Raw genomic sequence first — 14745 nt, 5'->3', positions numbered from 1 at the left:
GGGAGAGGGCCGTCCGGCATTACACTCCACCTTATTCGAAGTCTAAGAGATCGCCCGATCCGGGGACACACATGACGCAAGCACAAACCGGCGCCAGCCTGCGCCTGATTAAAAAGTACCCCAACCGTCGTCTTTACGACACCCGGACCAGCACCTACATCACTCTGGCAGATGTCAAGCAACTGGTCCTGGCCAATGAAGAATTTCAGGTCGTCGACGCCAAGAGCGCCGAGGACCTGACGCGCAGCATCCTCCTGCAGATCATTCTTGAAGAGGAAAGCGGCGGCATGCCCATGTTCTCCTCGAACATGCTGTCGCAGATCATCCGTTTCTACGGCCATGCCATGCAGGGCATCATGGGTTCCTACCTGGAAAAGAACATCCAGGCGTTCATGGAGATCCAGCAGCGCATGGCCGAGCAGTCCAAGGGCCTTTACGGCAGCCAATTCGGCCCCGAGGCCTGGACGCAGTTCATGAACGTGCAGACGCCCATGCTGCAGAACATGATGAACAACTACATCGACCAGAGCAAAAACCTGTTCGTGCAGATGCAGGACCAGATGCAGGATCAGACGCGCGCAATGTTCTCGACCTTCCCGTTCACGCCCGGCGGCACGCCCGGCAGCACCCCCGGCACGGGACGCAAGTAGGGACGGAACAAAAGCGGGCCTTGAACCAAGGCCCCATCCTGGAAAAGAACCGGTGCGGCAAGAGCCGCGCCGGTTTTTTATTGTTTGACCCAGCGCAATGATCCGGCGATTTCGGGGCTTCCAGGTTCAGGGCTATGTCAGCAAATTCCGATACATTAATGCAAACGGTTCTTGTTTGTATTTTAGAGCCGCCGTTTCATTCGTGTCTCAAGGATTTAGCACATGATCAAGAAAGCCTTGGCGCTGGCCATTGTCGCTTTGAGCGTGTCCGCCGCCCACGCGGCCGAATACCCCATCGGCAAGCCGGTAGAGAAGGGCGGCATGGAAATCGGCGCGGTGTACCTGCAGCCGATCGAAATGGATCCTCCCGGAATGATGCGTCCCGCCAAGGATTCCGACGTGCACCTCGAGGCCGACATCCACGCCACCGCCGGCAACCAGACAGGTTTTCCGGAAGGCGAGTGGGTGCCTTACCTGGTCGTGAAGTACGAAATCCAGAAGGTCGGCAGCCAGAACGTGCAGAAGGGCACCTTCATGCCCATGGTCGCCAATGACGGCCCGCACTATGGCGAGAACGTCAAGCTTGAAGGCCCGGGCAAGTACAAGCTGAAGTACTCGATCCTGCCGCCGACCGCGGACAAGATGAGCCACTTCGGCCGCCACGTCGACAAGGAAACCGGCGTGGGCCCGTGGTTCGAGCCCTTCGACCTGGAATATGAATTCGTCTATGCCGGCACCGGCAAGAAGGGCGGTTACTGATCGTGCGCCGCCTGCTTCGCGTTATTGCCGCATTGCTGATCGGCCTGGCCGGCGTGGCGGGCATGGCGCCCGCGCAGGCGGACGAGTTGCCCACGTTCACCCTGAGATTCAAGCCGGACGGCACGTTCGAGCCGGCCACCCTGGAAGTGCCGGCAGGCCGTTTCAAGATTGAACTCATCAACGAGAGCAACGAGCCGGTGGAGTTCGAGAGCATTCCGCTGCGCAAGGAAAAAGTACTGGGACCGGGGGTGAAGTCCTTCGTGGTGATCACCATCTCGCGTCCCGGCGAGTATCCCTTTTTTGATGACTTTCACCAGAGCGTGAAAGGCACCTTGGTCGTCAAGCCCAAGGAATAACGCGGTAGCACGTCATGGAACAGGTACTTTTCATCGTCTGGCGCGAAAGCGTCGAAGCCCTGCTCGTGGTGGGCATCCTGTACACGTGGCTGCGCGCCTCGCCGGAAGGCAAGCGCGGGCTGCCCTACCTGTGGGGCGGCGTGGCGGCGGGCCTGGGGCTGGCCGTGGCGCTGGCGCTGGTGCTGCTGGGCGTCTCGTCCTGGCTCAGCGACGAAGGCCAGGAATGGTTCCAGGCCATCATGTCGCTGGCGGCGTGCGCGCTGGTGGTGCAGATGGTCGTATGGATGAAGACGCACGGCCGCACGCTCAAGGGCGAACTCGAAAGCGGCGCCCGGGCTTCCGTCGCAAATGACAACTGGTGGGGCCTGCTCGTGCTGGTGGCCATTGCCGTGGCCCGCGAAGGCAGCGAAACCGTGGTGTTCCTGTATGGCACGGTGTCGGCGGGCGAGGGCGGCAGCGACATGCTGATGCTGGCGCTGGCCGGCGTGGCGGGCTTCGCGGTGGCGCTGCTGACGTTCTGGCTGCTGCAGCTGGGCGGCAAGCTCATCACGTGGCGCCGCTTCTTCCGCGTGACCGAAATCCTGCTGCTGCTCCTGGCCGGCTCGCTGCTGGTGGGCGGCCTGGATCACCTGATTTCGCTGGACGTCCTCCCGACCATCGTGGACCCCGTCTGGGACAGCTCGTGGCTGTTGAGCGACAGCAGCGGTTTCGGCAAGGTGCTTGCCGACTTCGCCGGCTATCGCGCAATGCCCGCGCTGATCTCTGTCTTGTTGTGGGTGGCTTACTGGATTGTTGTCTGGGCGCTGCTGCGCTGGGCGGACGGCAAGCCCGCCCCGGTTGCCGCGGCCCGGGGAGCCTCCTGATTCCGGTTGTACGCCGGATTGGATTTTTGAAGGTTTGACCATGGCAGCTGCACTCGGGAGGGCAACCTCCCGTATCGCCGACTTTCTCCGTGACCATGCCCCGCTGTTGCGCAAGCTGCAGTGGGGCATTGTCGCGATGTATGCGTTCCTGCTGATCGTGCCCGCGCTGCTGCCGCTGCCGGACAACACGGCGTCGGTGTTCAACAACCTGACGATCGTGGCGCAGTTCGCGTTCTGGGGCGTGTGGTGGCCGTTCGTGCTGATTTCCATGCCGATCCTGGGCCGCGCCTGGTGCGGCTGGCTCTGTCCGGAGGGCATGCTGACCGAATGGGCGAGCGAGCGCGGGCAGGGCCGCGCCATCCCGAAGTGGATGCGCTGGGGCGGCTGGCCCTTTGTCGCTTTTGCGCTGACGACGGTCTACGGGCAGCTGGTCAGCGTGTACCAGTATCCGCTGGCGGTGCTGGCCGTGCTGGGCGGATCCACGGTGGCGGCGATGATCGTCGGCTGGCGCTACGGGCGCAGCAAGCGGGTGTGGTGCAAATACCTGTGCCCGGTCAACGGCGTGTTCAACCTGCTGGCCAAGCTGGCGCCCTGGCACTTCAAGGTCGACGAAGAAAAGTGGCGCCACCCGGTCATCCGCATCGAACCCATCAACTGCGCGCCGCTGGTGCCGTTGCGCCACATGAAGGGCGCCGGAGACTGCCATGTCTGTGGCCGGTGCAGCGGCTATCGCGGCGCGATCGCGCTGACGCCGCGTTCGCCCGAAGAAGAGATCGTCCATGTGACCGACGGCGATCCCTGGCAGACGGCGCTGCTGTGCTTCGGCCTCATGGGCATCGCCATGGGCGCATTCCTCTGGAGCGCCAGCCCCTGGTACGTGACCGCCAAGCAATGGGCGGCGACGTGGCTGGTCGAACGCGACATCATGTGGCCGCTGATGGACAACGCGCCCTGGTTCATCCTCACGCATTATCCGGACGTGAACGACAGCTTCTCGTGGCTGGATGGCGCGGGCATCCTGATGTTCGTCGTCGGCGCCACGGTCTGCATCGGCGGCGCGAGCTTCCTGTCGCTGTGGATCGCCGACCGCCTGGCGCCCGCGGCGCCCGCGCCCGGCGCGCACGCTACCCGCTGGGGCCGCCCCGGCCTGCACAAGCTGGCGCAGGCCCTGATTCCCTCGGCCGGCATCGGCGTGTTCCTGGGCCTGTCGGCCACCACGGTCAACCTGCTCAAGCACGAAGGCGTGCAAGCCGCCTGGGCCGCGCCCGTGCGCTTCACGCTGCTGGCGCTGGCGGTGCTCTGGACGCTGCGCCTGTTCGCGCGCCTGCTCAAGCAACGCCAGGCGAGCGTGTTCAGGAAGAGCCTGGCCGGGCTGGCGCTGGCGGCCGGCCTGGCGCCGTTCTGTCTGGCCTGGGTGCTGTTCTTCGCGATCTGGTAGTCCGTCATCGCGGGCGCTGCGATAAAGTTGGGGCTGCGCCGGAACCGCCGGCATTTCCCCAACTTTTCGTTCCGCCATGGCCACCTACGCGTTCCGCCTTCTCAACGTTTTCGCTTCCTCCACTTTCAGCGGCAACCAGCTTTGCGTGTTCGAAGACGCGCGCGGCATGGACGATGCGACCATGCTGAATCTGGCGGCGCAGTTCAATCTGTCTGAAACCACCTTCATCCTGCCGTCGGACCGCGCGCACGCGCGAGTGCGCATCTTCACGCCGGGCTACGAAATGAAGTTCGCCGGCCATCCCACCATCGGCACCTCGCAGGTCGTGCGCGACCTGCTGCAGGCGGGCGACGCGCTGACGCTGGAATTCAAGGCCGGCGTCGTGCCCGTGGTGGCCCGCGGCGACGCCTGGACCTTTACCGCCCCATGCCCCGATGGGGTGCGCACCGCCAGGCCCGAGCTGGACCGCGCCGAGATTGCGGGCCTGGTCGGACTGCATGACGATGACCTGCTGAACGACCCGATCTGGGTGGACACCGGCGCCGACCAGCTGCTGGTGCCCCTTGCCAGCGTGGACGCGGTGCGCCGGGCCGCGCCGGACGCATCCAGGCTGGGCCGCTGGCAGGCCAGCAGCCTGGGCCGCAAGACGCTCTATGTGTTTGCCTTCGACGAAGGCAATGTGCAGGACGGTCGCCAGGTGGTGGTGGCCAGGTACTTCTTTGCCAAGGCGGGAGGCGGGGTCCACGAGGATGCGGGAACGGGTTCGGCCTGCGCCAACCTGGGCGGCTGGCTGCAGCATCGGCAGCATCCCTTGCCGGCCAGCATCCTGGTGCAGCAAGGCGACCAGATGGGCCGGCCCTGCCGCCTGCTGCTGGACGTTTCCGCCGACGGCCGCATCCAGGTGGGCGGACGCGCGCTGGAGATCGGCCGCGGCGCGGTGACGCTGTAAGGCTAAGGCGCCACGCGCGCTCGCCCATGAGAAAGCGGCGCCCGTGTCTCCACGGGCGCCGCTTTGTTCTTCAGGCTTCAGCCTGGAACGATGCCGTCCTTACTTCTTGTTCTTGGCGGGATCGACCTTGATGTTGTTCATGACCTGCTTGACGCCTTCGACGCCGCGCGCCACGGTGGCGGCATGATCGGCTTCGGCGGCAGTGCCCACGCTACCCGTCAGGGTCGCGACGCCGTTATTGGTTTCCACGGCGATTTCCAGGGCACTCAGTTGCTTGTCGGCCACGAAGGCGGCCTTGACCTTGGTGGTCACGGTGGCGTCGGACGCGTATTCACCCACGGACTGTTTAGGCTTGCCGTCGCTGGCGGCAAAAGCCATGGAAGTGAAGACAGCGCCCGTGCCCAGTGCGGCGGCGGCGATCAGCTTGCGAATTTCCATAGTAATGCTCCTTGTTAGTGGTGGTTCAGCGCGTTTAGGACGCAGTGGCTACTCAGTGAATCTTGGATGCGTGTTCTATTTCTTGCGGAAGGCGCCGCCCAGAATGGACAGCAGCGCCAGTACCAGGAAGACGAAGAACAGCACCTTGGCGATCCCCGCGGCGCCGGCGGCGATGCCGCCGAAACCCAGGACAGCCGCGATGATGGCAATGACGAAGAAAACTACGGCGTAATGCAGCATGTCAGCTTCTCCTGGCGGTTGAGCGGATCAGGGATTGCGGTCAAAGAAATCCCGGACTTCCTTTTGCGCTTCTTCCTTGGTCTTGCCGTAGCGCTCCTGGATCAGGCCGGCGAGGCGTTCGGCGTTGCCTTCCGTGCGGGTCAACTCGTCGTCGGTGAGTTCACCCCAGGCCGCCTTGGCCTTGCCTGCCAGTTGCTTCCACTTGCCGGCGATGATGTCGTTATTCATGGTGACCTCTCTGTCTGCTTGCGAGCCCAGGCTTATGGCCTATAAGTCCTGCAATCGCGGGTGAGTTGGACACTGATCAGCTAGTCCCTACCGTACGAGTCCCCCGGGAGGCTGTCAAACCCGGCTGTGGGTAAATGTAACGGCGCGGGCAGGGTGAAAGCGCGCAATCTGCGACGACGAAGGCTTGCAGCTGTACTAGGGGCGGGCGTTACATTCCAGCAATGTTTTGTCCCCTTTTGAGCGGGGCTGGTAACGGGATCTGCTGGGCGGCCGCTGGCTCGCCGGGGCGCGCGCCGGTATAGTCGGGGCGGAACCCGGTTGGCGGTTCGACACGGAAACGGAGAGGGGCAGGCATGACGAAACGACTTTGCAGCGCGATCTTGCTGGTGCTGGGCGCCATGGCGGCCGTGGGATGCACGCACGTGACGGACCGGTATCAGGCCTCGGCGCCGGTCGTGTCGCCTAGCAGCTGAGCGCTGCCGGCATGAATGGAACGGGGCGCCCGAGGGCGCCCCGTATGCTTTGCGCGCGCGTCTCAGGCCTGCGAGATGCGGTGGGCGATGTGGTCCAGCGCGTCTTCCACCTGGTCCACCAGGATCAGGCACAGGTCGCCGGCGTTCAGGCGCGCGAGCGCCGTGTCGATCGCCAGGAATTCGCCATGGATCTCTTCGATGTGCGTGGTGCGGCCCGCGCCGACCAGGCCTTGCTGCAGCAGCGCCAGCACCTCGCCGTCGGCGCGGCCGCGCTGGCACTGGTCCTGGTAGAGCAGGACGTCGTCGAAGGCGGATCCCAGGATCTCGGTCTGCATGCGGATGTCTTCATCGCGGCGGTCGCCCGCGCCGCTGATGACGACCGACCGCCGCTTGGAGGCCATGGCGTCCACCGCGCGCACCAGCGCAAGAATCGCGTCGGGGTTGTGGCCGTAGTCCGCGATCACCGTCGCGCCGCGATAGTCGAACACGTTGAAGCGGCCGGGCGCGGTCTGGGCATCGTTGACGAAGGTGGCCAGGCCGCGGCGGACGATGTCCCAGTCCAGGTTCAGCGCCCAGGCGGCGGCGATCGACGCCATGGCGTTTTCCACCTGGAACGTGATGGTTCCGTTGCGCGTGAGCGGAATCGCGGCCAGCGGGAAGCGGATTTCTTCGGCGCCGTGCGCCGCCACGATCGCATCGCCGTCGCGGTACACGCAGCGCAGGCCTTGCGCGCGGTGCGTCGCCAGCACGGGATGGTTGCGGTCCTCGGCGAAGTAGGTGATCGAGCCGGGGCAGCTTGCGGCCATCTCGGCCACGATGGGATCCGCCGCGTTCAGCACGGCCGTGCCCGAGGGGTGCACGTGCTGGACGATGACGCGCTTGACCACCGCCAGGTCCTCGACCGTGCTGATGTAGCCCAGGCCCAGGTGGTCGCCCATGCCGATGTTGGTGACGATGGCGACGTTGCAGCGGTCAAAGGCCAGGCCTTCGCGCAGGATGCCGCCGCGCGCCGTTTCGAACACGGCGGCGTCCACGTCGGGGTGCATCAGCACGCTGCGGGCGCTGCGCGGGCCGCTGCAATCGCCGGTGTCGATACGCAGGTTGTCCACGTAGACGCCGTCCGAGTTCGTCATGCCGACTCGGTTGCCCGCCGCGCCCAGCAGATGGGCGGTCAGGCGCACGGTGGTGGTCTTGCCGTTGGTGCCCGCCACGGCCACCACCGGAATGCGGCCGTCGTCGCCGTCCGCGTACATGTTCGAGATGATGGCTTCGCCCACCGCGCGGCCCTTGCCGAACGAAGGGTTCAAGTGCATGCGCAGGCCGGGGGCGGCATTCACTTCCACCACGCCGCCATGCTGGTCTTCGAGCGGGTACTGGACGCTTTCGGCCACGACGTCCACGCCGCAGATGTCCAGGCCGATCATGCGGGCCGCGGACACCGCGCGCGCCGCCATTTCGGGATGGACCTCGTCCGTCACGTCCGTGGCCGAGCCGCCGGTGCTGAGGTTGGCGTTGTTGCGCAGGAAGATCAGCGTGCCGGGAGGCGGCACGGAGTCCGCGTCAAAGCCCTGCTTCTTCAGCGTGGCCAAGGCGATGTCGTCGAAGCGGATCTTGGTGAGCGAGGTGGCATGGCCGTCGCCGCGCAGCGGGTCCGCGTTGACCTGGTCCACCAGCTGGCGGATGGTCTGCTGCCCGTCGCCCGTGACCTGCGGCGGATCGCGGCGCGATGCCGCCACCAGCGCGCCGCCCACGACCAGGAGGCGGAAGTCGTGGCCAGGGATGTAGCGTTCCACGATCACTTCGGAGCTGATCTCCTCGGCGGCTTCGAAGGCCTGGATGACGCGCTCGCGCGTTTCAATGTTGACCGCGACGCCACGGCCCTGGCTGCCGTCGCGCGGCTTGACCACCACGGGGCCGTTCAGCTCCTGGGCAGCGGCCCACGCCTCTTCGGCGGTGGTGACAGAGCGGCCCATCGGCACCGGCACGCCGGCGGCGTCCAGCAGCATCTTCGTCAGGTCCTTGTCCTGCGCGATCGATTCGGAGATGGCGCTGGTCAGGTCGGTCTCGGCGGCCTGGATGCGCCGCTGTTTGCTGCCCCAGCCGAACTGCACCATGCTGCCCTGGGTCAGGCGGCGGTACGGAATGTGGCGGGCCACGGCCGCGTTCACGATGGAACCGGTGCTGGGGCCCAGGCGCACGTCTTCGTCCAGTTCGCGCAGGCGCTTCAAGGCGTCGCCGATGTCGAACGGGGTGTCGTCCAGCGCGGCGCGCACCAGCGCCTGCGCCAGCTCCATCGCCAGCTTGCCGACTTCTTCCTCGCTGTATTCCACTACCACCTGGAACACGCCGGGCTCGATGGTGGAAGCGGTGCGGCCGAAGGTGACGGGGCAGCCGGCATGCGCCTGCATCGTCAGCGCGGCGATCTGCAGCACATGCGCGATCGACACTGCCTCCTGATGGCCTTCCGGACGCAGCAGCCCGATTTGCGGCAGCCGCGCGCGCAGGCGGGCTTCGAACTCGGGCAGGTTGTCGAGGGAACATTCGGCGTCGGCGCAGGACACGATAGCCTCGATCGCGGTGTTCTTGCTCCACAGGTTGGGGCCGCGCAGTGCTCGGATACGGGAAACTTCCATGGCAGGTATTCCTGTCTAGCTCACGCGCGCCGCGGTTGCCGCGGGCGCGCGCAGATATTGTCAGTGTTGCTGAATCCAGCGGCGGACCAGGTCGATGGTGGGGCCCGAAAAAGCCTCGTCGGACTGCAGCAGGACGAAGTCGCCCGCCCCGATGCCGCCGAGCAGGCTTTCGATGGCCTTGCCGTGATCGGGCTCGTCCTGGATGTCCTTGACGCGGCTGCCTTGCGCCAGGCCCTGGCGCAACAGCGCGCGCGCCTGGCCTTCTGGCCGCTTGCTGCGCACGGTCATGTCGTCATAGAGCACAACGCGGTCGAAGGCGTCGCCCAACAGCTTGCCCTGTTCGATCAGGTCCGCATCGCGCCGGTCCGCGCCGGCCGAATACACCGCGGCGCGCGTCGTCGACGGGAACTGGTCGATCGCGGCGATGAGCGGACGCAGCGCCGATGCGTTGTGCACGTCGTCCACCACTACCGTGCTGCCGTTGCGTTCGAACAAAGTGAACTGCCACGGGGCGTCCGCCTGGTCGATGTCGAAGGTCTCGATGCCGGCGCGGATCAGTTCCACCGGGATGTCCAGCGCCCAGGCCGCGCCCACGGCCGCCAGCACGTTCTCGACCTGGAAGGCCACGCGTCCGCCGTGGGTCAGCGGAATGGCGGCCACGTCGGCCAGCCGCTCTTCCTGCGCGCCTTGCGCCAGCACGATGCTGCCGTCGCGCACGAACACGGCGCGGCCGTCTTGCCGCAGATGCGCGGCAATGGCGGGCAGGGCGGGATCGATGCCGAAGAAGATCACGGCGCCGTCGCAGAGTTCGGCCATTTCCACTACGCGCGGATCGCGCGCGTTCAGCACGGCCGCGCCGCTGGGCAGGACCACGTCCACCTGCGTGCGGAACACATTGAACATGCGTTCCGTTTCGTTGATGTCGAAGTCGCCCAGATGGTCGGCGTCGTCGATGTTGGTGACCACGCCCACCTGGCAGCGGTCGTAGGCCAGGCCCTGGCCCAGGATCACGCCGCTGTCGTTCTCGATGACGGCGGCATCCACGTTGCGGTTCATCAGCAGCCGCGTGCCCGACGCGAAGTCGGCGCGGTCGCCCTTTTGCACCAGGCGGCGGTCCAGGTAGAGCCCTTCGCTGCACGCCAGGCCCGTGCGCTTGCCCGACAGGTGCAGCAGGCGCGCCACCAGGCGGGCCACGACGGTCTTGCCGTTGGTGCCGGTCACGCCCACGATGGGGATGCGGCCGGCATCGCCGTCCGGGAACAGGTGGTCGACGATGGCGCGGCCCACCGGACGCGGCGTGCCGTCCGCGGGCTTCAGGTGCATCAGGAGGCCGGGGCCGGCGTTGACTTCCACGATGGCGCCGCGCTGTTCGTTCAGCGGGCGGGTGATGTCTTCGGCCACGAGGTCCACGCCGGCGATGTCCAGGCCGACGACGCGGGCGGCCAGTGTCACGGTGGCGGCGATGCTGGGGTGGACGCGGTCCGTCACGTCGAAGGCGACATTGCCGCTGCGCTGCACCAGCACGTGCTGGCCATCGGGCGGGACGCTGTCTTCCGACAGGCCCTGGCGCGCAATTTCCAGTCGGGCGGCCGAATCGAGGCGCACCGGGTTCAGCGGATGGTTCTCGGTGCGGCCGCGGCGCGGATCGGTGTTGATCTGGCTGTCGATCAGTTCGGTGATGGTGGACTTGCCGTCGCCCGTCACCCAGGCCGGCTCGCCGGCGGCGGCGGCCACCATGCGATTGCCGACCACCAGCAGGCGGTGTTCGTTGCCCAGCACGAAGCGCTCGACGATCACGCCGCTGCCTTCGTCCACGGCGACGCGGTAGGCGGAAACCACCTCTTCCCGCGTGGTCAGGTTGGTGAACACGCCCCGGCCGTGATTGCCGTCATAGGGCTTCACCACCACGGGCAGGCCGATGTCCTCGGCCGCGTCCCAGGCGTCTTCCTCGCTGTTGACCAGGCGGCCTTCCGGGACGGGCACGCCGCAGGTCGACAAGAGTTCCTTGGTCAGGTCCTTGTCGCGCGAAATGCCCTCGGCGATGGCGCTGGTGCGGTCGGTTTCGGCGGTCCAGATGCGGCGCTGGGCCGAGCCGTAGCCGAACTGCACGAGATTGCCCTCGAACAGGCGGATGTAGGGGATGTCGCGGTCGTCGGCCGCGTCCACGATGCAGGCGGTGCTGGGGCCGAGGCAGTGCCGGTCGACCAGGCTGCGCAGCTTCGAGACGGTGGCGGGCACGTCGAACGGGCGGTCCTCGATGGCGGCCATGACCAGGTCGCGGGCTTCGTTCAGGGCGGTGCGGGTGACCTGTTCCTGCCAGGCGCGCACGACGACCTTGTAGACGGCGCGCGTCGAGGTTTCCCGGGCCTTGCCGAAACCGCCGCGCAGGCCGGCCAGGTTCTGCAGTTCCAGGGTGACATGCTCAAGAATGTGGCCGGGCCAGGTGCCTTCCTTCAGGCGGGCCAGGAAACCGCCCCGGACCCCCGGGCTGCAGCGGTGCTCGATCAGGGTCGGCAGCCATGCGGTCAGGCGCTCATAAAAGCCGGGAATCGTATTGGAGGGGTAGTCTTCCAGTTCACCGATATCCACCCACGCTTCAAGGACCGGGCGATACGTCCAAATGTTCGGGCCGCGCAAAGCCACGACATCGAGAAATTCAATGTCTTTCTTTTTCATGTTTTAATTTACTTGAGAAGCAGGTTGGCACGCGCGGACGCCCCTATGCAAGACCGCGAATTTATTGGGGTTGCGCCTTTAGAATAATGCCAACGAGTGGGGGATCCCAGATATTCCTAATTAGAAAAATCGGCTGATACTATACGACGCCTTCAAGGCGTGAACTCGTTGTGTTGTAAGGAAGGGACACGTTTGCCGCCACAGGCGTCAAACCGGTTGCCGCCTAGTAGGGCAGAGTCCTGGCCCGGTATGCGTTCCAATGAAAAAACCACACCTGCTTTCCGGCCTTGCCGAAGCCTTTCCTGCCCGCTGGCGGGATGAAATCCGCACTGAACTCGCGGATGGCGAAACCTTGCTGGCCTGGGTCGAAATAGACCTTGATCAGCGTTTGAAGTTCCAGCCCGGCCTGATCGCAGTCACGGATCACCGGCTGCTTGCCCGCAATCCCGACGATACGCGCTGGGAATCGTGGGCATATGGCCCCCAATTAAAGCTCAGCTTGACCGACCACGCGGGCGCCGCCGTGCTGGAGCTGCACGACGATGCCGCGCGGCTGGCCACCTGGCGCTTCACCCTGGCCCGCAACCCGGCCGCGCTGCGCCTCCTGGCCCAGTTCGAGACCCAGCAGTCCATCCGCTTGTCCGGGCATCAGGCCGAAGAGCTGGCGGAACGCACCTGCACCATCTGTAATAACGTCATTCCCGCGGGCGAGGAAGAATGCCCCACCTGCAACCAGGAACAGGCGGCTCCGTCCTCCACCTGGGCGCTGCTGCGGCTGTGGCGTTTCGCGCGGCCGTACCGCGGCCCCTTGCTGGCGGGTTTCCTGCTGACCCTGCTGGGCACGGCCGCCACGCTGGTGCCGCCGTATCTCACCATGCCGCTGATGGACGATGTGCTGATTCCGTTCCAGAACGGCGCGCCGATCGACTACGGCAAGGTCCGCCTCTACCTGAGCGGCCTGCTGGGATCGGCTTTCCTGGCATGGGGCCTGGGCTGGGCCCGCACCTACATCCTGGCATGGGTCAGCGAACGCATCGGCGCCGACCTGCGCACCACCACCTACGAGCATCTGCAGCAGCTGTCGCTGGAGTACTTCGGCGGCAAGCGCACCGGCGACCTGATCTCGCGCATCGGCAGCGAGACCGACCGCATCTGCGTGTTCCTGTCGCTGCACCTGCTGGACTTCGCCACCGACATCCTGATGATCGTCATGACGGCGATCATCCTGGTGACCATCAACCCGTGGCTGGCCCTGGTCACGCTGGTGCCGCTGCCGTTCATCATCTGGATGATCCACGCCGTGCGCGACCGCCTGCGGCATGGCTTCGAGAAGGTCGACCGCATCTGGTCCGAGATCACCAACGTGCTGGCCGACACGATTCCCGGCATCCGCGTGGTCAAGGCGTTTGCCCAGGAAAAACGCGAGGTCGCGCGCTTTCGCGAAGCCAACAACCGCAACCTGGAAGTCAACGACCGGGTCAACACCACCTGGTCGCTGTTTTCGCCCACCGTCACGTTGCTGACCGAAGTGGGCCTGCTGGTGGTGTGGATCTTCGGCATCTGGCAGGTTTCGCAAAGACAGATCACCGTGGGCGTGCTGGCTGCGTTCCTCGCGTACATCGGACGCTTCTACATGCGGCTGGATTCGATGAGCCGCATCGTTTCGGTCACGCAGAAGGCGGCGGCCGGCGCCAAGCGCATCTTCGATATCCTGGACCATGTTTCCAGCGTGCCGGAACCGCAGAACCCGGCCAAGCTGCCGCATATCAACGGCCGCATCGAACTGCGCGACGTGGGTTTCCGCTATGGCAACCGCCAGGTGATCCGCGGCCTGAACCTGACGATCGCTCCGGGCGAGATGATCGGCCTGGTGGGGCACAGCGGTTCGGGCAAGAGCACGCTGATCAACCTGATCTGCCGCTTCTACGACGTGTCCGAAGGCGCGGTGCTGGTCGACGGCGCGGACATCCGCTCGGTGCGCGTGGCGGACTACCGCCGCAATATCGGCTTGGTGCTGCAAGAGCCGTTCCTGTTCTTCGGCACCATCGCCGAGAACATCGCCTACGGCAAGCCCGACGCCACGCGCGACGAGATCGTCGCCGCCGCGCGCGCAGCGCATGCGCACGAGTTCATTCTGCGCCTGCCGCACGGCTATGACTCGCTGGTGGGCGAGCGCGGCCAGGCGCTGTCGGGCGGCGAACGCCAGCGCATCTCGATTGCTCGCGCGCTGCTGATCGACCCGCGCATCCTGATCCTGGACGAAGCGACCTCGTCGGTGGACACCACGACCGAAAAGGAAATCCAGAAGGCGCTGGACAACCTGGTGCGCGGCCGCACCACGATCGCCATCGCCCACCGCCTGAGCACGCTGCGCAAGGCGGACCGCCTGGTGGTGCTGGACCGCGGCCAGATCGTGGAGCAGGGGCCGCACGAAGAACTGATGGCCCGAGAGGGCGCCTACTATCGCCTCTACCAGGCTCAAGCGCGCCAGGCCGAAGCCGACGCGCAGGCGTCGGGCAGCGAAGACATGGCCGCCGTGGCCTGACGCCGAACCGGGATTATCGTCATGACCTTGCCGTCCTTTCAGTTGCGCCGCAATGCCTTCGGGCGCCTGGAGTTTCAGTCCGCCGAGGGCGAGACGCACGAAGGCGTCATCCCGGTGCGCGCCTTTCCGATCAGCGAAGCGGGCCGCGGCTTGTCGCTGGTGACCAGCGACGGGCATGAGCTGCTCTGGATCGAACACCTGTCCGACGTGCCGGCCGCGCAGCGCGCGCTGATCGAGGAAGAGCTCGCCGGCCGGGAGTTCATGCCGGAGATCCGCAAGCTGGCAAGCGTGTCGACCTACGCCACGCCCAGCACCTGGCAGGTCGACACCGACCGGGGCCCCACGTCCTTCACGCTGCGCGGCGAGGAGGACATCCGCCGCCTGAGTCCGCAGACGCTGCTGATCGCCGACAGCCACGGCATTTTCTATCTGGTGCGCGACATCCAGTCGCTGGACAAGCACAGCCGCAAGCTGCTGGACCGTTTTCTTTGAACGCA

General features: G+C 65.9%; 13 protein-coding genes. 8 read left to right on the top strand and 5 right to left on the bottom strand.

The features are described from left to right. Positions 1 to 71: 71 nt before the first annotated feature. The 6 genes from phaR (at position 72) to ACFWP0_RS10490 (ending at position 5015) form a co-directional block, all read left to right on the top strand. The gene (gene phaR, locus ACFWP0_RS10515; protein WP_377841770.1) at positions 72 to 650 is read left to right on the top strand and encodes a polyhydroxyalkanoate synthesis repressor PhaR; all 579 of its coding nucleotides are present in this window, start codon (positions 72 to 74) and stop codon (positions 648 to 650) included. Between the two features lie 222 nt (positions 651 to 872). Continuing rightward, entirely contained in the window at positions 873 to 1409 is a 537-nt protein-coding gene (locus ACFWP0_RS10510; RefSeq protein ID WP_377841769.1) for an iron transporter, read from the top strand. A 2-nt stretch (positions 1410 to 1411) separates the two neighbouring features. Further along, the gene (locus tag ACFWP0_RS10505; RefSeq protein WP_349773884.1) at positions 1412 to 1765 is read left to right on the top strand and encodes a cupredoxin domain-containing protein; all 354 of its coding nucleotides are present in this window, start codon (positions 1412 to 1414) and stop codon (positions 1763 to 1765) included. Positions 1766 to 1779: 14 nt separating this feature from the next. Beyond that, positions 1780 to 2628, top strand: a complete 849-nt coding sequence (locus ACFWP0_RS10500; protein WP_377841767.1) for an FTR1 family protein — start codon at positions 1780 to 1782, stop codon at positions 2626 to 2628. 40 nt (positions 2629 to 2668) lie between these two features. Continuing rightward, entirely contained in the window at positions 2669 to 4066 is a 1398-nt protein-coding gene (locus ACFWP0_RS10495; RefSeq protein WP_377841765.1) for a 4Fe-4S binding protein, read from the top strand. 76 nt (positions 4067 to 4142) lie between these two features. After that, positions 4143 to 5015 (top strand): PhzF family phenazine biosynthesis protein, encoded by an 873-nt coding sequence (locus ACFWP0_RS10490; RefSeq protein ID WP_377841763.1) that lies wholly within the window; start codon positions 4143 to 4145, stop codon positions 5013 to 5015. Between the two features lie 99 nt (positions 5016 to 5114). On the opposite strand, the gene ACFWP0_RS10485 is transcribed toward ACFWP0_RS10490, so the two are convergent. The 5 genes from ACFWP0_RS10485 to cphA (ACFWP0_RS10465) all read right to left on the bottom strand — a co-directional run bounded on the left by ACFWP0_RS10485 (position 5115) and on the right by cphA (ACFWP0_RS10465) (position 11703). Next, a complete protein-coding gene (locus tag ACFWP0_RS10485; protein WP_377841762.1) occupies positions 5115 to 5453 on the bottom strand; it encodes a BON domain-containing protein in 339 nt (112 codons plus the stop codon). A 75-nt stretch (positions 5454 to 5528) separates the two neighbouring features. After that, the gene (locus tag ACFWP0_RS10480; protein WP_082586272.1) at positions 5529 to 5693 is read right to left on the bottom strand and encodes a DUF1328 domain-containing protein; all 165 of its coding nucleotides are present in this window, start codon (positions 5691 to 5693) and stop codon (positions 5529 to 5531) included. A 27-nt stretch (positions 5694 to 5720) separates the two neighbouring features. Then, the gene (locus ACFWP0_RS10475; protein ID WP_057284887.1) at positions 5721 to 5921 is read right to left on the bottom strand and encodes a CsbD family protein; all 201 of its coding nucleotides are present in this window, start codon (positions 5919 to 5921) and stop codon (positions 5721 to 5723) included. 535 nt (positions 5922 to 6456) lie between these two features. Beyond that, positions 6457 to 9027, bottom strand: a complete 2571-nt coding sequence (cphA, locus tag ACFWP0_RS10470) for a cyanophycin synthetase (RefSeq protein WP_377841759.1) — start codon at positions 9025 to 9027, stop codon at positions 6457 to 6459. A 60-nt stretch (positions 9028 to 9087) separates the two neighbouring features. After that, on the bottom strand, positions 9088 to 11703 hold the full coding sequence (gene cphA, locus ACFWP0_RS10465) for a cyanophycin synthetase (RefSeq protein ID WP_377841758.1): 2616 nt from the start codon (positions 11701 to 11703) through the stop codon (positions 9088 to 9090). A gap of 259 nt (positions 11704 to 11962) precedes the next feature. On the opposite strand from cphA (ACFWP0_RS10465), the gene ACFWP0_RS10460 reads away from it, so the two are divergent. Together ACFWP0_RS10460 and ACFWP0_RS10455 are read left to right on the top strand one after the other, a co-directional pair. Next, a complete protein-coding gene (locus tag ACFWP0_RS10460) occupies positions 11963 to 14248 on the top strand; it encodes an ABC transporter ATP-binding protein (protein ID WP_377841756.1) in 2286 nt (761 codons plus the stop codon). A 21-nt stretch (positions 14249 to 14269) separates the two neighbouring features. Beyond that, on the top strand, positions 14270 to 14740 hold the full coding sequence (locus ACFWP0_RS10455) for a DUF1854 domain-containing protein (RefSeq protein ID WP_377841755.1): 471 nt from the start codon (positions 14270 to 14272) through the stop codon (positions 14738 to 14740). Positions 14741 to 14745 lie beyond the last annotated feature (5 nt).

The sequence above is a fragment of the Achromobacter sp. NPDC058515 genome, assembly GCF_042721735.1.
Taxonomy (GTDB): domain Bacteria; phylum Pseudomonadota; class Gammaproteobacteria; order Burkholderiales; family Burkholderiaceae_B; genus Achromobacter.
This window is presented reverse-complemented; position numbering and strand designations above follow the sequence as displayed.